Source organism: Pseudomonas sp. AC247, assembly GCF_979258015.1.
On the sequence record NZ_OZ409829.1, the window covers coordinates 5,861,874 to 5,883,118 of the forward strand.

The following is a 21,245-nucleotide window of genomic DNA, read 5'->3' on the forward strand; positions in this document are numbered from 1 at the left end:
TGTAGGAGCTGTCGAGTGAAACGAGGCTGCGATCATTTGATTTTGAAGATCAAAAGATCGCAGCCTCGTTTCACTCGACAGCTCCTACAGGTCGCAGAGTGTTTTTGTGTAACCTGCGGTCTTTTGTCGGCAGGGATTGGCGATTTGATGCGGTTCGGTTTTTCGATGCTGATCACGGTGTTGTTGCTTGCAGGCTGCGAGCAGCACGATGCACCGGTGCTGGACCAGCAACTGTATGTCTGGCAACGCCAGTGGACGCCCGCCCATGAAACGGCGCTGCGTGATAGTCACAGTGACTTCTCGACGCTGCGCGTGCTGGCGCTGCAAGCCTTTCCCAATGCAGGCTGGCGCCGCGCGCGGGTTGATTCGTCGTTGTTGAAAGCCGATGGGCGCCCCGTGATCGCGGTGATCCGCCTCGACGGGCAACTCAAGGCGCTGGATCAGGATCAAGTCACTGCGCAGATTCTTCAGGTGCTCGCCGATTGGCAGGCGCAAGGCCTGACGCCGAGCGGCGTCGAGATCGACCACGACGCCGGTAATGCGCGATTGCCGGCCTATAGCGAGTTTCTTCAGCATCTGCGGGCGGCATTGCCGAATTCGCTGCCACTGAGCATTACCGCGTTGCCGGCGTGGCTGTCCAGCGCGCAACTGCCAACCCTTCTGCACACCGTCGACAGCAGCGTGCTGCAAGTGCACGCCGTCAGCGATCCACGCCACGGTCTGTTTGATCCTGAGCAGGCGTTGAAGTGGAGCAAGGCCTGGGCGCGCGTCAGCGACAAGCCGTTTTATCTGGCGCTGCCGGCCTATGGCGTGGCGCTGTTGCCGGATGACGGCGGCGCGCCGCTGGTGGAAAGCGAAGTGCAGCTTGAGCGAGCCGGTGAACGCCGCGAACTGCTCGCCGATCCGTTGGCATTGAGCCAACTCGGCAAGGCTTTGCGTGAAGACCCGCCAGCGCATCTGGCCGGGCTGATCTGGTTTCGCTTGCCGCTGGCCAACGATCGCCGCGCCTGGAGCCTGACCACCCTGCGTGCGGTCGCGCGTGGTGATCAACTGGTCAGTCAGCTCGGCCTGACGTTCAGCGAGCACCACGGCCTCTACGACATCAGCCTCGACAACCGCGGCAATCTCGACAGCGCTTGGCCGGCGCGGATAACGCTCAAGGCGCGAGGCTGTGAAGGCGCCGATGCGCTCGCCGGATATGCATTGCAACAGAGCGCCGATCTGCTTACCTTCACCCGCCTGCGCGACGGCCGATTGCCGGCGGGCGGGCAGCGCGCCATCGGTTGGGCGCGTTGCGCGACTATTGATCAAGGAGGTTCGCATGTTGACCCGTAACTGGCCCCGCCATCTGCTCTGCCTGAGCCTCAGCCTGCCGCTGGGTTCCGCGCTGGCCTGTGGCCCGGATTTTCCCAATCGTCTGCTCGACGATCGCGGACAGACCCTGGCCAATCTGCCGGCGGGCAACTTCAAGTTCGAGATCAGCCGCCTCGGCCAAACGATCGCCGGGCTCAAGAATGTCACCGCAGCGACTCACGATCCCGACGATATGTACGGTGACGACAGTGCGCCAACCCAAGCCCGCGACAACGCCGAACAGCTCGGATTGAGCAACGAGCAGGCCGCGCTGGTCGCGCAACTGCGTGGCCTGACCGATGCACATCAGGTTGCAGAGCAGGGCGCCAGTCTGCCGCCTGAAATTCGACTGTACGTGGCGGGCGCGGTGGCGTTTGCCACGGGCGAACATGCGCTGGCGGTCGAGTATTTCAACAAGCTGTTGGCGCTGCCGGCTGATCAGCGGCCGTTGCGCAGCACCTGGGCGGCCTATTCCCTGGGGCGTACCTGGTTTGCCATGAGCAGTGAAGCCGACGACGCCGTCGCAGCCTTGGAGCAATCGCGCGCAGCGTTTCGCCAGGCGCGGCAAATGAGCATCGATGGTTTCAGTGATCCGCTCGAGCTGGGCGTGGCCAGCCTTGGCGAAGAGGCGCGGGTATTGCGCACTGCCGGCGACTGGAGCGGCGCCATTGAACTGTATGAGGCGCAAAACCTGCACGGTTCGGCCGTGGGGTACACGTCGTTGAAGCAACTGACGAATGAGCTGGCCGAGTTGCCCGAGGCTGAGCTGGCGAAGCTGCTGGAGCGTAAGCCGGTGCAACAACTGGTCACCGCATCGTTGGTCAGCCGAATGGGCTGGTCGTTTGGCGAGCAGCCGCCGAACGAGAAAAAACTCATTACGCTGCTGCAGCAGAGCACGCGCGGCACGCTGGAAAACGCCGATCGGCTGGCGGCGATGAATTATCAACAGGGTGATTACGCCAGCGCCAGGGCCTTCCTCGAGAATGCCGGCGATGGCGGGCTGGCCTGGTGGTTGCGGGCCAAACTGGCGGTGCGCGATGGCGATAAAAATGCCGCTGCCGCCGCTTACGCCAAAGCTGCGCAGGCGTTTCCGCAAAGTGAATCGTGGGGTTACCAGCTCACGGCAGACTGGGCGTTTGAAACCGTGCAACCGAAATGCCGGGTCGAGGGCGAAAGCGCGATTCTGGCGTTGCAACGCGGCGAATACCTGCAAGCCTTTGTGCAGTTGTATCGCAGCAACAACATCTATTGGTTCGATGCCGCCGCCGTCGCCGAGCGGGTGCTGACGGTCGAAGAGCTCAAGCAGTACGTCGATGAAAACGTCCCGCCCCCGGCAGCGCCGATTGACGATGGGCGAGCTGACGCCGAGCAGCTGCACATAGCCGAGAACCTGCGCTATCTGCTGGCCCGGCGCTTGTTGCGCGAAGGCCATTACGCCGAAGCCGTCGACTATTTCGCCAACAGCACGATGCAGGAAGAAGCCAGGTATTACGGTGAGCAGCGCCTGGCGGCAGAGAGCGCCTGGTGGCCGACGAAACGTGCCACCGCACTGTTCAATGCCGCTGTGGTTGCGCGTGAGTCTGGCTTCGAGATTCTCGGTTACGAGATGGCACCGGACTACGTGTCGTTTGGCGGCTTCTACCAGCTCGGCAACAAGGAGCTGGTCGCCGGGCCGCTGGTCAGCGAAGACGAAGTGCAACGGCAGAAAGCCAGTGAAGCCCTGACGCAGCATCGTTTTCACTACCGTTTCGTTGCGACCGAGTTGGCCGATCGTGCTGCCGATAACCTGCCGCACACCAGCCAGGCGTTTGCTGCGGTGCTGTGCAAAGCCGTCAGCTTCAACAGCAGCGTGGAAGAGCAGAAAGCCCTGTATCAGCGTTACGTCAAGGAAGGCCCGTACGTGCAGTGGGCGGAGGATTTCGGCCGACAGTGCCCGAGCCCGGACTTCGCTAACGCCGACAAACGCTACGTCACCCAAGTGACCGATGCCGTGCGCGCGACGCTGCGACCGTACAAATGGCCGGTGCAGATCGGCGCCGCTGTGTTGCTCATCGGTGTCGCGCTGGCGCTGTTCATGCGTCGCCGGCGCAAGGCCGGCAAGGGCTAAGCCTGCTGGACGAAAGTCAGCCGCAGCGCAAAGCCGATCAACAGGCTGCCAAACAGCCATTGTTGAACGCGTTGCGCCGTTGGACTGTGTTGCAGCCAACGGCCCAATGCGGCGCCGGTCAGGGCGTAGGCGCTGTCGAACAGCAGGCCAACGCCAACCAGCAGCAGGCCGAGGACGGCGAACTGGTTGAGGACCTGCGCGCCGTCATTGACGATGAATTGCGGCAGCAGCACCGAGCAGAACAACAGCGCCTTGGGGTTGAGCAGGTTAGTCAGCAACCCCCGGCGAATCGCCTCGCGCCATTGTCCGGGTGTCGCGGTGAGGGCGCCGGTGGCCAAGTCTGGCACCAGTGAGCTGCGCAGGCATTGAACGCCGATCCACAGCAGATACGCCGCGCCCGCCAGCCGCATCACATCAAACGTCCACGGTGCCGCCTTGAACAGCGCCGCCAGCCCCAGCGCGGCCAATGCGACATGGCAGCCCCGGGCGATTGCCAAACCGATCGCCGTGGCCAACGCCGCGCCGCGACCCTGCCGTGCGCCGGTTTGCAGGAGCAGGATCATGTCCGGGCCGGGCAACAGATAGACCACCGCCAAGGCGAGGAAAAACAGCCAGAGATTTGCCACGTCAGCGTCCTTTCGTTGTCGATTCGGTGACGTCAGTCTAGGGCTGGAGGGCGGGGCAGGTGCTTGCGTAGTCAGCTTCAAAATCACCTTGTTTTAGCATAACCTGCTGGTTTTCAGTGCTGAAACTCTGTGGATCTGCCAAACATGAAACTCGACGCTTTCGACCGCAAGATTCTCGCGGCCCTGCAACGTGACGGACGCCTCAGCAACGTTGAGCTGGCCGATGAAATCGGTCTGTCGGCCTCGCCGTGTCTGCGCCGGGTGCGCATGCTGGAGGAGGCCGGGGTGATTCGCGGCTATCAGGCCAATCTGGATCGCGACGAAGTCGGCTTGGGCCTGACGGTGTTTGTCGGGGTCAAGGTCGAGCGCCACAACGACGAACAGGCCGAGGCGTTTTACGCAGCGGTGACGGCGTTGCCGGAAGTAATCTCGGCATTTCTGGTCTCGGGGGAATCGGATTTTCTGTTGCAGGTGGTGGTGCCGGATTTGCGTGCGTACGACCGTTTTCTCAGTGGTTGCCTGCTGAAACTGCCGGGGGTGAGTGACATTCGCAGCAACTTCGCGATTCACACGGTGAAAACGCCGGGGGCGTTGCCTTTGGGACATCTTCCGGCCTGACAAGCAAAGATCGCAGCCTTCGGCAGCTCCTACATGAAATGCGTACCCCTGTAGGAGCTGCCGAAGGCTGCGATCTTTTGATCTTCCAAACGATTACATCTGCGTCGCCATCCCCTCGACATTCATCGCCGCCTGGCGCAATGCCTCCGACCGCGTAGGGTGCGGGTGACACGTCAACGCAATGTCCTCAGCCGAGGCACTGAACTCCATCGCCACACAAAACTCGCCAATCATCTCGCTCACGCTCGGCCCGACCAAATGCACGCCAAGCACTTCATCCGTGCGCTCATCCGCAAGGACTTTGGCGAACCCCTCGGTTTCGTGGTTGATCTTCGCCCGGCTGTTGGCGGTGAACGGAAACTTGCCGACCTTGTAGGCGCGGCCTTCGGCCTTGAGCTGCTCTTCGGTCTTGCCGACGCTGGCCAGCTCCGGTCTGGTGTAGATGACGTTAGGGATCAAGGCGTAATTGACCTCGCCGGCCTTGCCGTGGATCTGCTCGACGCAGGCCATCGCTTCGTCTTCAGCCTTGTGCGCGAGCATCGGTCCGGACGTCACGTCGCCGATCACCCAAACGCCAGCGGCTTCGGTGCGATGCTGTTTATTGGCGAGCATGCCGCGCTTGTCGGTGCGCAGGCCAACGTTTTCCAGACCGAGGCCTTGGGTGTACGGACGGCGCCCAATCGCCACCAGCACGTAATCGGCTTCGAGCAGTTCAGCCGTGCCACCCGCCGCAGGCTCGACGCTCAGTTGCACACCGCTGGCAGAAGACGTGGCGCTGGTGACTTTCGAACTCAACCTGAAGGCGATGCCCTGTTTGCTCAGCGAGCGTTGCAGGGTCTTGCCAGCCTCGGCATCGACGCCGGGGCAGATGCGGTCGAGGTATTCAACCACCGTCACTTGCGCGCCCAGTCGCCGCCACACCGAGCCTAATTCGAGGCCAATGACGCCGGCACCGATGACCACCAGATGCTTGGGCACTTCGCTGAGCGACAGCGCGCCGGTTGAATCCAGAATGCGTTGGTTGTCGATCTCGACGCCGGGCAGGGGAGTGGGCTCGGAGCCGGTGGCGATGATGATGTCCTTGGCGCTCAGCTCGACCTTGTTGCCCTGATCGTCAGTCACGGTGACCTTACCCGGGCCATCGATGTGGCCCCAGCCCTTGATCCAGTCGACCTTGTTCTTGCGAAAGAGAAACTCAATGCCTTTGGTCAGGCCGGTCACGCTCTCGTCTTTCTGTTTCATCATTTGCGCGAGGTTCAGCGTCGGTTTGACTTCGATGCCGAGGTTGGCGAATTCCGCACCCATGGCCGCGTCGTACAGCTCCGAGGCGTGCAGCAGGGCTTTGGACGGCATGCAACCAACATTCAGGCAGGTGCCGCCGAGGGTCGCCCGACCTTCGACGCAAGCGGCCTTGAGGCCCAACTGGCCGGCGCGGATCGCCGCGTTATATCCACCGGGGCCGCCGCCCAGAATCACTACGTCATAGTTGCTCATGCGCTTGCTCCTGATGAATGGATGCGGATCGCTAAAAGTAGCTGTCGATAAAAATTACGAACGTAATATGTGCGTTTCCAGACATTTCGGTCAAGGCTTCAGGCAAGCGACAGGTTGAGCATCTTTGAATACGGGTAATTGTGTACGAATATTTCACGCTTTTCGTTATATCGTAACGATATGAACCGTGAGCCAATGATTTTGGGGTGATATGCAAGTTGATCTGGAGGTGGATGGCACGCAGGTGACCGGACTGCCGCGTTTTCAGCAGGCGACCACGCAGGGCAGGCGACTGCGGCGTTGGGCGTTGGGCCTTGGCGGATTGGCCGGGCCGGGCTGGTTGTCGGCGTTTTTCGTCGGGCTGTTTGCGCCGCAATCATTGTGGCTGCCGCTGCTGGTCAATCAGAGCGCGGCGTTGCTGGTGCTGGTCGCCGGGCTGCAATCGGCGTGGTGGGTGACGCAGTGGCGCGCGCGGGTGATCAATCCTGGTGTGCTGACGCCGACTGCCGACGATCAAGCGATTGCGCCAGAAGGTTGGTACGAACGCCTGCTGGATCGCCTCAGTCAGCGCGGTTTGCATGTGCTTGGCCAGATCGGTGCAGCGACGCTGTGGTTGGGCGGTTGGTCGTTGCTGGTGGCGCTGAGCATCGAACAGGTGTGGAACCTGACGTTACCCGCCGCAACCGTTGGAGTGTCCGCCTCCGTCGGTGCGGCGTTGGCGTTGCTGCTGGCGTTCGGCTTGCTGGTACTGGAGCGGCAACTCGCTCAGGAGAATCCAGCGCAATGGCCAGAAGCCGGAGCGCTGGCGCAACTGACGCGCGTCGCGATCATCAGTCTGCTGCTCGGCGCGCTGTGTTTATTGTTCGCTGGCGAGAACGCGGTTTGGCCGGTTCGCGTGGCAGTACTCATCGGCATCTTGCCGGGATTGGTCGCGATCGAGCTGCTATTGCGCGCGGTACTCTCGGTCTTCAGCCCACGCCTCGAACAGCTCGAACCGACGCTATTGGCGCGCAGTTTCGTCGCCGACATGCTGCGCTGGCCGCCGCAGCCGTTGCTCGCGTTGCAGCATGAATTACACAACCGTTTTGGTATCGATTTGCGTCAAATCTGGGCGTTCAGATACATGCGTCGAGCGTTTCTGCCGGTGCTGGCGCTGGTCGCAGCGGTGGGCTGGTTGCTCACCGGCATCCATGAAATCCCGCTGCAAGGTCGGGGCATTTATGAGCGCTTCGGCAAACCGGTGCAGGTGTTCGGCCCCGGTTTGCACACCGGTTTACCGTGGCCGCTGGGTCGCGTGTTGATCGTCGAAAACGGCGTGGTGCATGAACTCGCTACCAGCGTCGGCGAGAGCCCGGCACCGCCACAAGCCGATCCTGCTGAAGGCCCGGCACCGATGACGGCCAACCGTTTGTGGGACGCCAGTCACGTCAACGACAAGTCGCAAGTGATCGCCAGCAGCCGTGGCGATCAGCAGAGCTTTCAAATCGTCAACATGGACGTGCGCTTCGTCTATCGCATTGGTCTGACGGATCAGGCGGCGCTGGCCGCGACTTACAACAGCGCAGATGTGCCAACGCTGATTCGCAGCACCGCCAGCCGGATTCTGGTGCACGACTTTGCCTCGCGCACGCTCGACGGTTTGCTCGGCGAAGACCGGGTAGGGCTGGGCGAAGAGATCGGTCGCGCGGTGCAAAGTGATCTGCAACAACTCAACAGTGGCGTGGAAATTCTCGCCACGGTGGTTGAAGCCATTCACCCGCCGGCCGGTGCCGCCAATGCTTATCACGCGGTGCAAGCGGCGCAGATCGGCGCCCAGGCGTTGATCTCCCGCGAGCGTGGCGCAGCGGCCGAAGCGAGTAATCAGGCGCAATTGCAGGCCAGCCTCGCTCGCGATCAGGCCAGCGCCAACGCCCGCGAAACCAGTGCCACGGCGCAGGCGGCGGATCTGAAATTCAGCGCCGAACAAAAAGCCTACGCCAGTGCCGGCCAGGCCTTTGTGCTGGAGCAATACCTCGCGCAGCTCAGCCAAGGTCTGAGCAAAGCCCAATTGCTGGTACTCGATCATCGCCTAGGTGGCAGCAGCAATGCGCCGACCATCGACCTGCGTACCTTCACGCTGCCGGCTGACCCGACGCCCGCGCGCACCACCGCTCAACCAGGAGTCGCCCATTGAGCCAGTCGCACACGCACGAACCGCATGATCACAGCGGCCACGATCACGGCCACGGCGGACATCACCATCATCACGGGCATCATCACCACGGTGCGCCGGAAGAGGCGGGGCCTTTCCCGTGGCGGCGCATGGGCTGGGCAGTCTTGCTGGTGGCGTTCGCCATTGCCGCAGCGAGCCTGGTGCAAGTACGCTCCGGTGAAGCCACGGTCATCACGCGATTCGGTAATCCGTCGCGGGTATTGCTTGATCCGGGTTTGAGCTGGCGTTGGCCGGCACCGTTCGAGGCGGCGATCCCTGTGGATCTGCGTCTGCGCACTACTTCCAGCGGCTTGCAGGATGTCGGCACCCGGGATGGTTTGCGCATCATTGTGCAAGCCTACGTAGCGTGGCAGGTGCAGGGCGACCCGGACAATGTGCAGCGCTTCATGCGCGCAGTGCAGAACCAGCCGGACGAAGCGGCGCGGCAGATTCGTACCTTCGTTGGCTCGGCGCTGGAAACCACCGCGAGCAGTTTCGATCTGGCGAATCTGGTCAACACCGATGCCAGCCAAGTGCACATCGCTGACTTCGAAGCGCAGTTACGGCAGCAGATTGATCAGCAATTGCTCGCGACCTATGGCGTGCGTGTCGTGCAAGTCGGCATCGAGCGTTTGACCTTGCCGTCGGTGACGCTGACTGCCACGGTCGATCGCATGCGCGCCGAGCGTGAAACCATTGCCACCGAACGTACGGCGATCGGCAAACGCGAAGCGGCGCAAATCCGTTCCGCGGCCGAACGCGATGCGCGAATTGTCCAGGCTGACGCCACGGTGAAAGCCGCAGAAATCGAAGCGCAATCTCGCGTCGAAGCCGCGCAGATTTACGGTCGTGCCTACGCCAGTTCGCCGCAGCTGTACAACTTGCTGCGTTCGCTGGATACCCTCGGCAGCATTGTCACGCCGGATACCAAACTGATTCTGCGCACCGACGCCGCGCCATTCCGCGTGCTGGTCGATGGCCCGCCGACACTCGACAGCAAATCCGGATCGCAGCCATGAGTGAAGAAGTTCCACGTGGAACACATTCGCTGAACAGTCCGTGGATTCAGGCCGGGCGTTTGGCATTTTTCGCCCTGTACGCGGTAACCGTGTTGGCCGCATTGGCATGGGCATTTTCCAACGTGCGGCAGATCGACCCGCAGAATCGTGCCGTGGTTTTGCACTTTGGTGCACTGGATCGCGTACAAAACGCCGGTCTGTTATTGGCTTGGCCACAGCCCTTCGAACAGGTGATTTTGTTGCCCGCAGCGGATCGAGTCATCGAACGCCGGGTGGAAAACCTGTTGCGCAGCGATGAGGCGCTGAAGGCTGATCGCGTCGCTTCGTTCGCCACACCGCTGAGCGATGCGCTGGCCGGGTCTGGTTATTTATTGACCGGTGATGCCGGCGTGGTGCAACTGGATGTGCGGGTGTTTTACAAAGTTACCGACCCCTACGACTTCGTCTTGCAGGCCGATCATGTGCTGCCGGCGCTGGATCGATTGGTCACCCGCAGCGCCGTCGCACTGACGGCCGCGCGCGATCTCGACACTATTCTTGTCGCTCGCCCGGAATTGATCGGCGCCGACAATCAAGCGGCCGAACGCCGTGAGCGGCTGCGCGGTGATCTGGTGCAAGGCATCAACAAACGCCTCGCCGAGTTGAAGGCGAGCGGGCAGGGCATCGGCATCGAAGTGGCGCGGGTTGATGTGCAATCGAGTCTGCCGGATCCGGCAGTCAGCGCGTTCAACGCCGTGCTGACCGCCAGCCAGCAAGCCGACAAAGCCGTGGCCAACGCGCGCACCGACGCCGAGAAACTCACCCAGACCGCCAACGAACAAGCCGACCGCACGCTGCAAGTGGCTCACGCACAGGCGGGTGAACGCCTGGCCAAAGCCTCGGCCGACACCGCCACGGTGTCGAGTCTGGCCAGCAGCACCGACCCGCAAATGCTCTTGCGCCTGTACCGTGAACGCATGCCGAAGATTCTCGGCCAGGCCGGATCGGTGACCACGGTCGATCCGAAAGACGATTCCCGCCTGATCATTCAGGGAGCCAGTAAATGACTGCGACGACCGCCGCACCGAGCCTGTTGTCCTCGGCCGAACAACGCCGCGCCGCCCGGCAACTGACCCTCGCCATGCTCGCGTTGGGACTGCTTGGACTGGGTTTGATCTGGCGTTGGCTGGTGCCGGAGCAAACCGGTGTCAGCCAATTGCTGCTGGGTTTTGCTTCTTTATTAGTCGCCGTGCCGGTAATGCGCTCGGCGTGGTACAGCCTGCGATATCCGAGTCTGCACGGCATCACCGATCAACTGATTGCCTTGGCCATGCTCGGCGCGTGGGCGACGGGCGATCTGCTCACGGCGGCGTTGCTGCCGATCATCATGATCTTCGGCCATGTGCTGGAGGAGCGTAGCGTCATCGGTTCGCAGGAAGCGATTCATGCGCTCGGCCAACTGACCCGCAGCCACGCACGCAAGGTTCAGGCTGATGGTTCGATCATCGAAGTGGACAACGGCACACTGAAGTCCGGTGATTGCGTCGAGGTGCGCGCGGGTGACCGAGTACCGGCGGACGGCCGGGTGTTGTCGGGTCAGGCCAGCCTCGACACCGCTTCGATTACCGGTGAGTCAGTGCCAGTGGAGGCGGGCGTCGGCATGACGGTGTTCGGCGGTGCGATCAACCTTGATGGACTGCTGCGTATTGAAGTTACCCGCACCGGCGATGAGTCGACCCTGGGCAAAGTCATCGCACTGATGCAAAACGCCGAGCGCTCGAAACCCCCGATCACCCGGTTGCTCGAACGTTACGCCGGCAGCTACATGGTGCTGGTGTTGCTGCTGGCGGCGGTGACCTGGTTTGTCACCAACGATGCGCAAGCCATGCTCGCGGTGTTGGTGGCGGCATGTCCGTGTGCGCTGGTGTTGTCTGCACCGGCGACGGCGATTGCCGGGGTGGCCGTGGCGGCGCGGCACGGGATTCTGATCCGCAGTTCAGCGTTCCTTGAAGAGCTGGCCGACCTCACGTCGCTGGTGGTCGACAAGACCGGCACGCTGACTTACGGCACTTTGCGCCTGCAATCGATCAACAGTGCTCAAGCGGATAACGCTACCGTGATGGCGCTGGCCGCCAGCCTCGGCGCGGCCAGCAGTCACCCGGTCAGTCGCGCATTGGCCGGGTTGGTCAGCCCGGAACACTCTGTGCCTTTATCCGACATTCACGAGCGCCAGGGCCTCGGTGTCGTTGCCATGACCGGGCAGGGCGAAGCGGCGCTCGGGCGACCGGAGCTGTTCGCGCAACTGGGCGTCACCACCACGACGGTGCCCGAACACGACGGGCCGATTGCCGGGCTGGCCCTGAACGGTGAATTCCTCGCTTGGCTGCTGCTGGCCGATAGCGTCAAACCGGAAGCCCGCTTTGCCCTTGCTGAGTTGCGTGAACTGGGGCTCGGTCGACAACTGTTGCTGACGGGCGATCGGCACAGCGTGGCTCAGTCGCTGGCGCGGGACGTCGGTTTGCACGAGGTCGAAGCGCAAGCCTTGCCGGAAGACAAACTCAATCGGGTGCTCAAGGAAATCGAAGACGGCTTCCGGCCGATGGTGGTCGGTGACGGCATCAATGACTCGCTGGCGTTGAAGGCTGGCGTAGTCGGCGTGGCAATGGGCGCGGGCGGGGCGGACATCGCACTGGCCTCGGCGGACATTGTGCTGATCGGCAGCGACCTGCGCCGCCTCGGCACCTGCGTACGCCTCAGCCGCCAGTGCCGGAGGACGCTGCAGGTCAACGTCATCATCGGTCTGGGCTGGACGCTGGCGATCGTCGTGTTTGCGGCATTTGGCTGGCTCGGTGCTGCCGGGGCGATGATCGCCGCGTTGTTGCATAACCTCAGTACGTTGCTGGTACTCGGCAACGCGGGGCGATTGTTGCGTTTTCAGGAACCGCTGCTCAAGCTCAAGGAGGAAATCGTTTGAACTCTTCGACCCCCACGCTGCATTGGCTGAACTGTGCGCCGCGTTAGCAGTCATTTAGGGTGAGGGCGCGCCGCTGCAAGCTGTTAGCGGGTTGAAACAGTCGGTTATGGAAGGCCTGCTGGAGCGTCTGCAACGATAGTTTTGGCTAATTAAATCGATAGCCTGCTATTTTTTCAGGATGGTCTACCCTCAGATCTGACGGTCTGAAACAAGGGGGATTTTCCATGCTCGCGCAACTTCCACCGGCCTTACAGAATCTGCAGCTACCGCTTCGCCTGCGACTCTGGGACGGCCATGAGTTCAATCTGGGGCCGGCGCCCAGCGTCACCATCGTGGTCAAGGACCCGCAGATGGTCACCCAGTTCACCCACCCAAGCCTCGATGCACTCGGAGCGGCATTCGTCGAAGGCAAGCTTGAACTGGAGGGCTCGATCAGCGAAGTCATCCGGGTCTGCGACGAATTGAGTAATGCGTTGCTCGGCGACGATGACGACAGTCATCCTGTGCGCACCTTGCACGACAAGGAAACCGACGCCAAAGCCATCTCCTACCATTACGACCTGTCCAACGCGTTTTACCAGCTCTGGCTGGACAGCGACATGGCGTATTCCTGCGCGTATTTCGAAACGGGCAGCGAAACTCTTGAGCAGGCGCAGCAAGCCAAATTCCGCCATTTATGCCGCAAGCTGCGTTTGCAGCCGGGCGAATACCTGTTGGATGTCGGTTGCGGTTGGGGTGGTCTGGCACGTTTTGCCGCGCGCGAATTCGGCGCGAAAGTCTTCGGCATCACCTTGAGCAAGGAACAACTGGAACTGGCGCGCGAGCGCGTGAAGGCCGAGGGCCTGGAGGATCAGATCGAACTGCAACTGCTCGACTATCGCGATCTGCCCCAGGACGGGCGTTTCGACAAAGTGGTCAGCGTCGGCATGTTCGAGCACGTCGGCCACGCCAATCTCGCCGAGTACTGCAAAACCCTGTTCGGCGCGGTGAAGGAGGGCGGTCTGGTGATGAACCACGGCATCACCGCCAAACACACCGATGGCCGTCCGGTAGGTCGCGGTGCCGGGGATTTCATCGAGAAGTACGTATTCCCCAACGGTGAGTTGCCACACCTGGCGATGATCTCGGCCGAGATCAGCGAAGCAGGATTGGAGATTGTCGACGTCGAAAGCCTGCGCCTGCACTACGCGCGCACGCTGGATCACTGGAGCGAACGGCTGGAGGACAACCTTGAAGCCGCCGGCAAACTGGTGCCGGATCAGGCGCTGCGCATCTGGCGTTTGTATCTGGCTGGTTGCGCCTACGCGTTTGCGCGCGGCTGGATCAATCTGCACCAGATCCTCGCGGTGAAGGCTCACGCGGATGGCAGCCATGAACTGCCATGGACGCGGGACGACATCTATAACCCATAAGCGGGTTCCCTCTCCGTGCGGGAGAGGGCTTTCAGAGAATCGGTGAAATCAGCCGGGCGATCCGCATGCCGAGTTGTTGCAGGCGGTGGATCTCCCGGCTTTCTTCTTTGGCGATTTCGTAGGACTGCTCGAAATCCTGATTGAGCATCTGTTCCACGCTGGCAGCGAAGTCGCTGTCGACTGTCAGCAGCATCACTTCGAAGTTCAGGCGGAACGAGCGGTTGTCCAGATTGGCGCTGCCGATGGCGCTGATTTCGCTGTCGATCAACACCACTTTCTGATGCAGGAACCCGGGTTCGTAGCGGAACACGCGCACGCCTGCGCGCACCGCTTCAAAGGCATAAAGGCTGGAGGCGGCATAGACGATGCGGTGATCGGGGCGCGATGGCAGCAACAAACGCACATCGACGCCGCGCAGTACCGCCAGTCTCAGCGCAGCGAACACCGCTTCATCGGGGATGAAATACGGGCTGGTGATCCACACCCGTTCGGTCGCCGCATGGATCGCCTCGACGAAGAACAGCGAGCAGGTTTCGTAGGCGTCTGCCGGGCCGCTGGCAAGCAGTTGGCAGAGCACGCCATCTTCGGGGTATTCATCCGGCAGGATCAGCGGTGGCAGGGTGCGCGCGGCCCAGAACCAGTCTTCGGCAAACGACTCCTGCATGCACGCCACCACCGGGCCACGGACTTTGACGTGGGTGTCGCGCCACGGTGCCAGCGGTGGTTTTTCGCCCATGTATTCATCGCCGACGTTGTGCCCGCCGACGAAACCGACCACGCCATCGACCACGACGATCTTGCGGTGATTACGGAAGTTGACTTGAAAGCGATTGAGCCAGCCGCTGCGGGTGGCGAAGGCTTTAACCTCGACACCGCTATCACGCAGCGCCTGCACATAACTGTGGGGCAGGGCGTGGCTGCCGATGCGATCGTAGAGCAGGTGAATGGTCACGCCATCGGCAGCTTTCTTCAGCAGCAGATCACGCAGGCGCTGGCCGAGGCGGTCATCGTGGATGATGAAAAACTGGATCAGTACCGCTTCCTTCGCCTGCTCGATGGCGTGGAAAATCGACTCGAACGTCGCGGTGCCGTTGATCAGCAGCTGCACTTCGTTGTTCGCCAGACACGGCATGCGCCCAAGCTTGGGCATCGCCCGCAGTGAGGCGTAGGCATTCGAGGCGCGCGCAGTCAGGGCTTCTTCCACCCAAGGGCGCCAGTTCAGTTCGGAAATGGCCTGACGCATTTGTTCGTTGGCCTGGCGCCGCGCCTTGATGTAACCATCAAACGTGCTGCGGCCGAACACCAGGTACGGAATTAGCGTGAGGTAGGGAATAAAGATCAGCGACAATGCCCAGGCGATCGAGCCTTGAGCCGTGCGCACGGTGAGCACCGCATGAACGGCGGCGATCAAGCCGAGGGTGTGTATCAGGGCGATCAGATAACCGAAAATGTGCGGTCCAAAATAATCCATGGGGCAGCCTTGCTCCGGAAGATTCAATGCGTAACAGACCATGTTCTGTCGTGAATGTCGCTAATTAATTGGCGCATGAACCGAAGCAACCGGCCGACGTCTAACGGCCACTACTGATCAGGAGTTTTTCGATGAACGTTCGTCTGCTGAGTTTGGCGCTGGGCCTGGGTTTGGCATTGCCGCTGGTTGCGCAAGCGCAGATGCTGCAGCCGGGGCTGTGGGAAATGACATCGAGCAACGTCAAGGTCGATGACCAGCCGATGGATGTGCAATCGATCCTCGGTCAACTGCAAGGGCAGATGACCCCGCAACAGCGCGCAGCGCTGGAGAAGAACGGGATCAATATCGGCGGCAAGGGCATCCGCGCCTGCCTGACGCCAGAGCAGGTGGCGACAAACAACATTCCATTGGCGGACCCGCAGTCGGGCTGCAAACAGCAGATCACCGATCGCACCGGCAATCAGTGGAAATTCCGCTTCAGCTGCCCGAAAGCGCAGGGTACCGGCGTGGCGACGTTCCTCAGTGATCGCGAGTTCACCACCGTGGCCAACGGCACGTTCAATGCGATCGGGATCAACCAGAAGGGCAGCCTGGAAACCCGCGCTGTCTGGCTCGGCCAGGATTGCGGCGCTGTAAAACCAAGAGCTTAATGCGATCCCTGTAGAAGCTGCGGCACGCTGCGATCTTTTGATCTTGATTGTCAAAAACAAGATCAAAAGATCGTAGCCTCGTTGCACTCGTCAGCTCCTACAGGGTTTTTGAATCAGCGCATAAATCTTAGCGCCAGCCCGCGACATCCCTCATTCACCCGACCTTCCCGCCAGGCAATCTGCCCCGAGACAATTGTCGTGCTCACCCGATGCCGAAAGCAGCGCCCGGCGAACGGCGTCCAGCCGCACTGCGACAGAATCGGTTGCCGATCCACCTCCAGCGTCTGCGCTTCAACCAAGACCAGATCCGCCCAATATCCCTCCCGCAAATACCCACGATCCGGAATCGCAAACAGGTCCGCGACGCGATGGCTGGTCTTCGCCACCAAGGTCGTGATCGGCAAAACTCCATCCGCCACCAGTTCCATTAACGCGGGCAATGCGTGTTGCACCAGCGGCAATCCGGCCGGCGCCTGCGCGTAAGGCCGTTGCTTTTCTTCCCAGGTGTGCGGCGCATGATCGCTGCCAATAACGTCCAGTCGATTGCTGTTCAAAGCCTCAAGCAAGGCATCGCGATCGTTCTGAGTCTTGATCGCCGGGTTGCATTTGATCAGGTTACCGAGGCTCGGGTAGTCGCGATCATCGAACAACAAATGATGCAGACAGACTTCAGCGGTGATGCGTTTCTGCGCCAGTGGTTTGTCCTCGAACAACGCCAGTTCGCGCGCCGTGGTCAGGTGCAGAACGTGCAGCCTTGTACCGTGACGTTTGGCCAACTCAACCGCCAGTGAAGAGGATCGATAACACGCCTCGGCGTTGCGGGTGAGCGGGTGAGCATCGGGCGGGATTCGTTCGCCGAACACCTCACGCAGGTTGGCTGCGTTGGCATCAATGCTCGGCGTGTGTTCACAGTGTGCCAAGAGAATGGTCGGCACCTCGGCAAACAGTCGCTCAAGGATTTGCGGATCATCCACCAGCATGTTGCCGGTCGACGCGCCCATGAACACTTTTACCCCGGCCACTTCACAAGGATTGAGCGCGGCCACTGTATCGAGGTTGTCCCGACTCACGCCAAAGTGAAAGCCGTAATTGGCCACCGAATTGATCGCCGCCCGACGCTTTTTATCCGCCAGGGCTTCGAGGGTGAGGGTGGCCGGGTTGGTGTTGGGCATGTCCATGAAACTGGTGATGCCACCGGCCACGGCCGCACGCGACTCGGTGTGAATGCTGCCCTTGGCCGGCGCGCCCGGTTCACGGAAATGCACCTGGTCATCGATCATCCCCGGCAGTAACCATTGGCCGTTGGCGTCGATTTCTATCATGGCGTTTTCACCTTGGATGCTGCGGGTGATCTTGACGATGCGCCCGTTGCTGACCAACAGATCACCATCGAACTCGCGTCCCTCGTTAACCATTCTGGCGTTGCGAATCAGCACGCTGCTCATGGTTTCAGAACTCGTTCTGCAAGGCTTTGTAGCCGCGCACCAGATCGACGTTGGTGCGCGCCACGTCTTCGGAAAACTCCGAGGCGCTGACGCTCACCGGTGGGAATAACGAGAGGTCGGTGTTCGGGCCGATGCGGGTGGTGGAGGGCACGTAGAACGCGTCCGGCAAATCGCGACCATCGACCACCGAGTTGTGCCGTACCACGCAGCCGTTGCCGACGATGCAGTTGAACAGCACGCTGTTGAAACCGATGAACACGCGGTCGCCGACCACGCACGGGCCATGCACGATCGAGCGGTGGGCGATGGAGCTGAGCTCGCCGATGGTCACCGCCGCACCGGATTTTGAGTGGATCACCACGCCGTCCTGAATGTTCGAATTGGCGCCGATGGTGATCGGCTCCATCTCGCCTGAGGCGTCCACTTCGTCGGCGCGGATCACCGCGTAGGGGCCGACGAAGACGTTCTCACCGATCACCACTTTGCCGCAGATGATTGCGGTTTTATCGACGTAAGCCGACTCGGCAATTTGTGGCAAATCACCTGAAGGATTCTTGCGGATCATGGTCGGCTCAGCGCGTCGTAAAGGGTGTTGAGGTTGTATTCGAACAGACCGGTGAAGGTGCTCGCCGGACCACTCGTGGCGAGCGCGTCGGAGTACAGCGTACCGCCGATGTGCGCGCCGCTTTCGTCAGCGATCTGCTTGAGCAGGCGTGCATCCTTGATGTTTTCCATGAACACCGCTTTGACCTTGGCCTGACGGATCTGGGTGATCAGCGCGGCGACTTCGGCGGCCGAGGGTTCACGCTCCGTCGACAAACCCTGCGGCGCCATAAAGTCGATGCCGTAGGCCTGACCGAGATAACCGAAAGCATCGTGGCTGGTGACGATCTTGCGATTGCCTGGTGGCAGTGAACCGAGTTTGCTTTTGGCTTCGGCGAGCAGAGCGTAGATCTGCTTCAGATAGGCTTTGCTGTTGCGTTCGTAGTCGGCTTTGTTCGCCGGGTCGGCAGCGGTCAGCGCCTTGGTGATGTTGGCGATGTACAACTCGGCGTTCGCCAGATTGTGCCAGGCGTGCGGGTCGGGAACGGTTTCGCCGTCCTCATCCAGCGAGCGCGGAATTACGCCATGACTGGCATTGATGACCGTGGCTTTGGTTTCGGTGCTGGTGACCAGTCGATCCAGCCACGGCTCGAAACCGAGCCCGTTCTTGATGATCAGTTTGGCGCCGAGCAACGCTTTGGCATCGTCCGGTGTCGGCTCGTAGGTGTGCGCGTCGGCGTCCGGGCCGACCATGTTGGTGATCTGGATATGCTCACCGCCGACCTGATGGACCATGTCGGCGAGGATGCTGAAGCTGGTGACCACCGGTAATTTTTCCGCCGCCGACAATGACATCGACAGCATCAGGCTGAACAACACGAGTAGAACGCGCATCGGGAAACACCTCATTGGGATGTGAGCAAAGGCGGGCGGCGCAACAAACCGTGAACCGGCCCGAACACCACCGACAGCAGATAACCGACGCCGGCGACCAGCACGATGGCCGGGCCGCTCGGCAGCGAGTAGTAAAACGACAGGAGCAAACCGAACCACACCGAGAGGCTTCCGATGACGGCGGAGACGGCTATCAGGATCGGTAAGCGGCGGCTCCAGAATCGCGAAGCAGCGGCGGGGAGCATCATCAGTCCGACCACCATCAGCGCGCCAATGGCCTGGAAACCGATCACCAGATTGAGCACCACCAGCGTCAGGAACACGCCGTGGGCGAGTGGGCCGAGGCGGCTGACGGTTCTCAGGAACAGTGGGTCGAGGGTGTCGAGCAGCAGCGGTTTGTAGATCAGCGCCATGGCGATCAGGCTGAATCCCGAGACCCACAACATGCCGGTGAGGGTCGGGCCGTCGACGGCCAATGCCGAGCCGAACAGCAGGTGAAGCAGGTCGAGGCGTTTGCCGGCGATGCCGAGAATCAGCACGCCGCTGGCGAGAGAGATCGGATAGATCGCGGCGAGGCTGGCGTCTTCGCGCAGACCGGTGCGGCGGGTGATCCATGCGGCGAGTCCGGCCATGCTCAGACCGGCGCCCAGACCTCCGAGTGTGAGCGCGGGCAGGCTCAGGCCGGCGAACCAGAATCCCAGTGCGGCGCCGGGGAGGATGCCGTGGGCGACGGCGTCACCGATCAGACTCATGCGTCGCAGGATCAAAAACACACCGAGTGGCGCCGTACTGCACGCCAATACCAGGCCGCCGATCAGGGCGCGGCGCATGAACACGAACTCGTTGAATGGTTGCCATAAGTGGGCGACGGCGTGCATCAGGCCACCTGCGTGTTAGGGGTTTGCTGGATCAGTTCGACGCTGGCGCCGAATACGCATTCGCGGTTTTTGATCAGCAAGGTGTGCGGAATGTGTTGGCGCACGGCGGCGAGGTCATGGCAGACCACGACGATGGTTCGACCTTGGTTATGCCAGGCGTGGATGTGTTGCCAGAGCAATTGTTGGCCAAGTTCGTCGAGGGCGGCATGGGGTTCGTCGAGGAGCAGAACCGGGGCATCGGTCAGGCTCAATCTGGCGAGCAGGGCGCGTTGTAATTCGCCGCCGGAGAGGGCCATGAGCGGGCGGTTTTCCAGTCCGCTGAGGTGCCAGTTTTCCAGTGCGTCTTTCAGGCGTTGCGCGCGCAATTGGGTTGAGAGTCGACGTCCCCAGAATCCGGCGGCGATCAGTTCTTCGAGGCTGATGGGGAATTGGCGGTCGAGGTGTTGTTGTTGGGGGAGAAAAGACACGCCGCTTTGACGTGGAACACTCAGGGCGATGTTGCCCGTCAACGGTTTTTGCAGTCCGGCGATGACTTTCAAGAGGCTGCTTTTGCCGCAGCCGTTTGCGCCGATGATGGCCGTGAGGCTGCCGCTTTCCAGTTCTAGATTCAGGGGCGTGGTCAGCGGTTGACCGGGTGCGCCCCAGATCAAGGATTGGCAGCGGATCATGCTTGCTCACGCTGCCAGTGGCTTTCGGCGACGGCGTCGTGGGCGTGCAGGCTCTCTGCGTGGATCACTCGCAGGTGGAACTGGTTGACGCCCGGCGTGCGGCGAAGCGCGAGATTCAAGCGGCGTGCGGCGTCTTCGCAGAACATCAGGTTCTGCCCGTTGGCGAGGGCGAAGGCTTGCTCGTCGGCGCGTTTTACGGCGGTTTGTACGGCGGTGCCTAGGGCGGCTTCGGCGTCGTTGATGATCACGCTCAGCGGTAATTCATCGATGAACTCGTCGAGGTGTAGATGCAGTTGTGCGGTGCTGCGTTGGCTGTGAGGCGTGGCGACGATGCCTTGGGTTGAGCCGAGCCAGGCTAGAACGCCTGCGTGCTGAAGGGCTTTATTGGCGAAGTCGTCGACGAATTGTTGCTGGATTAACTGTCGAGCCAAGGCTGCTGAACACGGGCAAGTCGAAGAGTAGGGCACTTCAATTTTGAGTTCCACGTGGAACATCTTGTTTTTCAGACTGGCTGAAATGGTCGCTGGATAGGATTTCCAACCGGCCAAGGGACTGATCAACGCAGGTCTTTTCAACAGTAGATCGGTGTGGATATTCAGGTAGGCACAGTTGGATAAACCTTCGTGGCTAGCCAGAAAACGTTTGAGTACCAGGTGCAGCAGAGCGGGGGAAAGGCTCTGTTGTTCGAGCGATTCCAAGGCCAGATAAAGCCGCGACATATGAATGCCCCGCGCTTCGCCATCATCCAGGCTTACCCCAGCATCAGCCTTCGCACTTAAGCGTTGGCCTTCCAATAAAACAGGTAACGCGATGCCGTGCATGCCCACCCATTCGAGGGGCAAAGCTTGGCGAGCGGACTGCGCGGCGATATCCGGAAGTGTCAGCGAATTCATGTTCGGAGCCATCGTGATGAATGAATTGGA

At 61.3% G+C, this 21,245-nt stretch carries 18 protein-coding genes and 1 pseudogene; 10 read left to right on the plus strand and 9 right to left on the minus strand.

Translation table 11 applies throughout. The features are described 5' to 3' along the window. The first annotated feature begins 147 nt into the window (after positions 1–147). Both ACZZ0B_RS26505 and ACZZ0B_RS26510 read left to right on the plus strand, forming a co-directional pair. Positions 148–1,335: a DUF3142 domain-containing protein gene (locus ACZZ0B_RS26505; RefSeq protein WP_463546603.1), complete on the plus strand. Its 1,188-nt coding sequence runs from the start codon at positions 148–150 to the stop codon at positions 1,333–1,335. Further along, positions 1,322–3,460, plus strand: coding sequence for a hypothetical protein (locus ACZZ0B_RS26510; RefSeq protein ID WP_463546604.1), 2,139 nt, complete (start codon positions 1,322–1,324; stop codon positions 3,458–3,460). Before ACZZ0B_RS26505 ends, ACZZ0B_RS26510 begins: the two co-directional genes overlap by 14 nt. Here the strand turns inward: ACZZ0B_RS26510 and ACZZ0B_RS26515 are convergent. Continuing rightward, positions 3,457–4,086, minus strand: coding sequence for a LysE family translocator (locus ACZZ0B_RS26515; RefSeq protein WP_463546605.1), 630 nt, complete (start codon positions 4,084–4,086; stop codon positions 3,457–3,459). The genes ACZZ0B_RS26510 and ACZZ0B_RS26515 overlap by 4 nt on opposite strands. A 144-nt stretch (positions 4,087–4,230) precedes the next feature. Here ACZZ0B_RS26515 and ACZZ0B_RS26520 point away from each other — a divergent pair, with 144 nt between their 5' ends. Next, the gene (locus ACZZ0B_RS26520; protein WP_053125245.1) at positions 4,231–4,704 is read left to right on the plus strand and encodes an Lrp/AsnC family transcriptional regulator; all 474 of its coding nucleotides are present in this window, start codon (positions 4,231–4,233) and stop codon (positions 4,702–4,704) included. A gap of 93 nt (positions 4,705–4,797) precedes the next feature. Here ACZZ0B_RS26520 and lpdA read toward each other — a convergent pair whose 3' ends face one another. Beyond that, positions 4,798–6,198: a dihydrolipoyl dehydrogenase gene (lpdA, locus tag ACZZ0B_RS26525; protein WP_463546606.1), complete on the minus strand. Its 1,401-nt coding sequence runs from the start codon at positions 6,196–6,198 to the stop codon at positions 4,798–4,800. Positions 6,199–6,409: 211 nt separating this feature from the next. Here lpdA and hflK (ACZZ0B_RS26530) point away from each other — a divergent pair, with 211 nt between their 5' ends. The 6 genes and pseudogenes from hflK (ACZZ0B_RS26530) to cfaB all read left to right on the plus strand — a co-directional run bounded on the left by hflK (ACZZ0B_RS26530) (position 6,410) and on the right by cfaB (position 13,773). Then, a complete protein-coding gene (hflK, locus tag ACZZ0B_RS26530) occupies positions 6,410–8,371 on the plus strand; it encodes a protease modulator HflK (protein ID WP_463546607.1) in 1,962 nt (653 codons plus the stop codon). Further along, positions 8,368–9,408 (plus strand): protease modulator HflC, encoded by a 1,041-nt coding sequence (gene hflC, locus ACZZ0B_RS26535; RefSeq protein ID WP_463546608.1) that lies wholly within the window; start codon positions 8,368–8,370, stop codon positions 9,406–9,408. The genes hflK (ACZZ0B_RS26530) and hflC overlap by 4 nt, the downstream gene beginning before the upstream one ends. Continuing rightward, positions 9,405–10,454: a protease modulator HflK gene (gene hflK, locus ACZZ0B_RS26540; RefSeq protein ID WP_401241769.1), complete on the plus strand. Its 1,050-nt coding sequence runs from the start codon at positions 9,405–9,407 to the stop codon at positions 10,452–10,454. Before hflC ends, hflK (ACZZ0B_RS26540) begins: the two co-directional genes overlap by 4 nt. After that, complete coding sequence (locus ACZZ0B_RS26545) at positions 10,451–12,361, plus strand: heavy metal translocating P-type ATPase (RefSeq protein WP_463546609.1); 1,911 nt, start codon at positions 10,451–10,453, stop codon at positions 12,359–12,361. Before hflK (ACZZ0B_RS26540) ends, ACZZ0B_RS26545 begins: the two co-directional genes overlap by 4 nt. A gap of 25 nt (positions 12,362–12,386) precedes the next feature. Then, positions 12,387–12,500 (plus strand): annotated as a pseudogene (locus tag ACZZ0B_RS26550) (HvfC/BufC N-terminal domain-containing protein); the annotation flags it as partial. Positions 12,501–12,585: 85 nt separating this feature from the next. Continuing rightward, positions 12,586–13,773 carry a C17 cyclopropane fatty acid synthase CfaB gene (cfaB, locus tag ACZZ0B_RS26555; RefSeq protein ID WP_463546610.1) on the plus strand — a complete coding sequence of 396 codons (1,188 nt, stop codon included), beginning with the start codon at positions 12,586–12,588 and terminating at the stop codon, positions 13,771–13,773. Positions 13,774–13,804: 31 nt separating this feature from the next. Here the strand turns inward: cfaB and cls are convergent, their stop codons facing one another. After that, complete coding sequence (cls, locus tag ACZZ0B_RS26560) at positions 13,805–15,244, minus strand: cardiolipin synthase (RefSeq protein WP_463546611.1); 1,440 nt, start codon at positions 15,242–15,244, stop codon at positions 13,805–13,807. Positions 15,245–15,375: 131 nt separating this feature from the next. On the opposite strand from cls, the gene ACZZ0B_RS26565 reads away from it, so the two are divergent. Next, positions 15,376–15,894 carry a DUF3617 domain-containing protein gene (locus ACZZ0B_RS26565; RefSeq protein ID WP_463546612.1) on the plus strand — a complete coding sequence of 173 codons (519 nt, stop codon included), beginning with the start codon at positions 15,376–15,378 and terminating at the stop codon, positions 15,892–15,894. 113 nt (positions 15,895–16,007) lie between these two features. Here the strand turns inward: ACZZ0B_RS26565 and ACZZ0B_RS26570 are convergent, their stop codons facing one another. The 6 genes from ACZZ0B_RS26570 to folE2 are packed head-to-tail and all read right to left on the minus strand — an operon-like array spanning position 16,008 to position 21,215. Then, on the minus strand, positions 16,008–17,339 hold the full coding sequence (locus tag ACZZ0B_RS26570) for a dihydroorotase (protein ID WP_463546613.1): 1,332 nt from the start codon (positions 17,337–17,339) through the stop codon (positions 16,008–16,010). Between the two features lie 4 nt (positions 17,340–17,343). Next, complete coding sequence (locus ACZZ0B_RS26575; protein WP_463546614.1) at positions 17,344–17,904, minus strand: gamma carbonic anhydrase family protein; 561 nt, start codon at positions 17,902–17,904, stop codon at positions 17,344–17,346. Further along, complete coding sequence (locus tag ACZZ0B_RS26580) at positions 17,901–18,776, minus strand: metal ABC transporter substrate-binding protein (protein WP_463546615.1); 876 nt, start codon at positions 18,774–18,776, stop codon at positions 17,901–17,903. Before ACZZ0B_RS26580 ends, ACZZ0B_RS26575 begins: the two co-directional genes overlap by 4 nt. 11 nt (positions 18,777–18,787) lie before the next feature. Continuing rightward, positions 18,788–19,654, minus strand: a complete 867-nt coding sequence (locus ACZZ0B_RS26585; RefSeq protein WP_008078872.1) for a metal ABC transporter permease — start codon at positions 19,652–19,654, stop codon at positions 18,788–18,790. Then, positions 19,654–20,322 (minus strand): metal ABC transporter ATP-binding protein, encoded by a 669-nt coding sequence (locus ACZZ0B_RS26590; protein ID WP_463546616.1) that lies wholly within the window; start codon positions 20,320–20,322, stop codon positions 19,654–19,656. The genes ACZZ0B_RS26585 and ACZZ0B_RS26590 overlap by 1 nt, the downstream gene beginning before the upstream one ends. Next, complete coding sequence (gene folE2 / locus ACZZ0B_RS26595; RefSeq protein WP_463546617.1) at positions 20,319–21,215, minus strand: GTP cyclohydrolase FolE2; 897 nt, start codon at positions 21,213–21,215, stop codon at positions 20,319–20,321. Before folE2 ends, ACZZ0B_RS26590 begins: the two co-directional genes overlap by 4 nt. Positions 21,216–21,245 lie beyond the last annotated feature (30 nt).

Bases quoted from the DNA above. Each gene is read 5' to 3' on its own strand.
- ACZZ0B_RS26590 (WP_463546616.1), bottom strand. From the start codon at position 20,322: ATGATCCGCTGCCAATCCTTGATCTGGGGCGCACCCGGTCAACCGCTG.
- cfaB (WP_463546610.1), top strand. From the start codon at position 12,586: ATGCTCGCGCAACTTCCACCGGCCTTACAGAATCTGCAGCTACCGCTT.
- hflK (WP_401241769.1), top strand. From the start codon at position 9,405: ATGAGTGAAGAAGTTCCACGTGGAACACATTCGCTGAACAGTCCGTGG.
- hflK (WP_463546607.1), top strand. From the start codon at position 6,410: ATGCAAGTTGATCTGGAGGTGGATGGCACGCAGGTGACCGGACTGCCG.
- ACZZ0B_RS26580 (WP_463546615.1), bottom strand. From the start codon at position 18,776: ATGCGCGTTCTACTCGTGTTGTTCAGCCTGATGCTGTCGATGTCATTG.
- folE2 (WP_463546617.1), bottom strand. From the start codon at position 21,215: ATGAATTCGCTGACACTTCCGGATATCGCCGCGCAGTCCGCTCGCCAA.
- lpdA (WP_463546606.1), bottom strand. From the start codon at position 6,198: ATGAGCAACTATGACGTAGTGATTCTGGGCGGCGGCCCCGGTGGATAT.
- ACZZ0B_RS26505 (WP_463546603.1), top strand. From the start codon at position 148: ATGCGGTTCGGTTTTTCGATGCTGATCACGGTGTTGTTGCTTGCAGGC.
- ACZZ0B_RS26570 (WP_463546613.1), bottom strand. From the start codon at position 17,339: ATGAGCAGCGTGCTGATTCGCAACGCCAGAATGGTTAACGAGGGACGC.
- ACZZ0B_RS26510 (WP_463546604.1), top strand. From the start codon at position 1,322: ATGTTGACCCGTAACTGGCCCCGCCATCTGCTCTGCCTGAGCCTCAGC.
- ACZZ0B_RS26585 (WP_008078872.1), bottom strand. From the start codon at position 19,654: ATGCACGCCGTCGCCCACTTATGGCAACCATTCAACGAGTTCGTGTTC.
- ACZZ0B_RS26565 (WP_463546612.1), top strand. From the start codon at position 15,376: ATGAACGTTCGTCTGCTGAGTTTGGCGCTGGGCCTGGGTTTGGCATTG.
- ACZZ0B_RS26575 (WP_463546614.1), bottom strand. From the start codon at position 17,904: ATGATCCGCAAGAATCCTTCAGGTGATTTGCCACAAATTGCCGAGTCG.
- ACZZ0B_RS26545 (WP_463546609.1), top strand. From the start codon at position 10,451: ATGACTGCGACGACCGCCGCACCGAGCCTGTTGTCCTCGGCCGAACAA.
- cls (WP_463546611.1), bottom strand. From the start codon at position 15,244: ATGGATTATTTTGGACCGCACATTTTCGGTTATCTGATCGCCCTGATA.
- ACZZ0B_RS26520 (WP_053125245.1), top strand. From the start codon at position 4,231: ATGAAACTCGACGCTTTCGACCGCAAGATTCTCGCGGCCCTGCAACGT.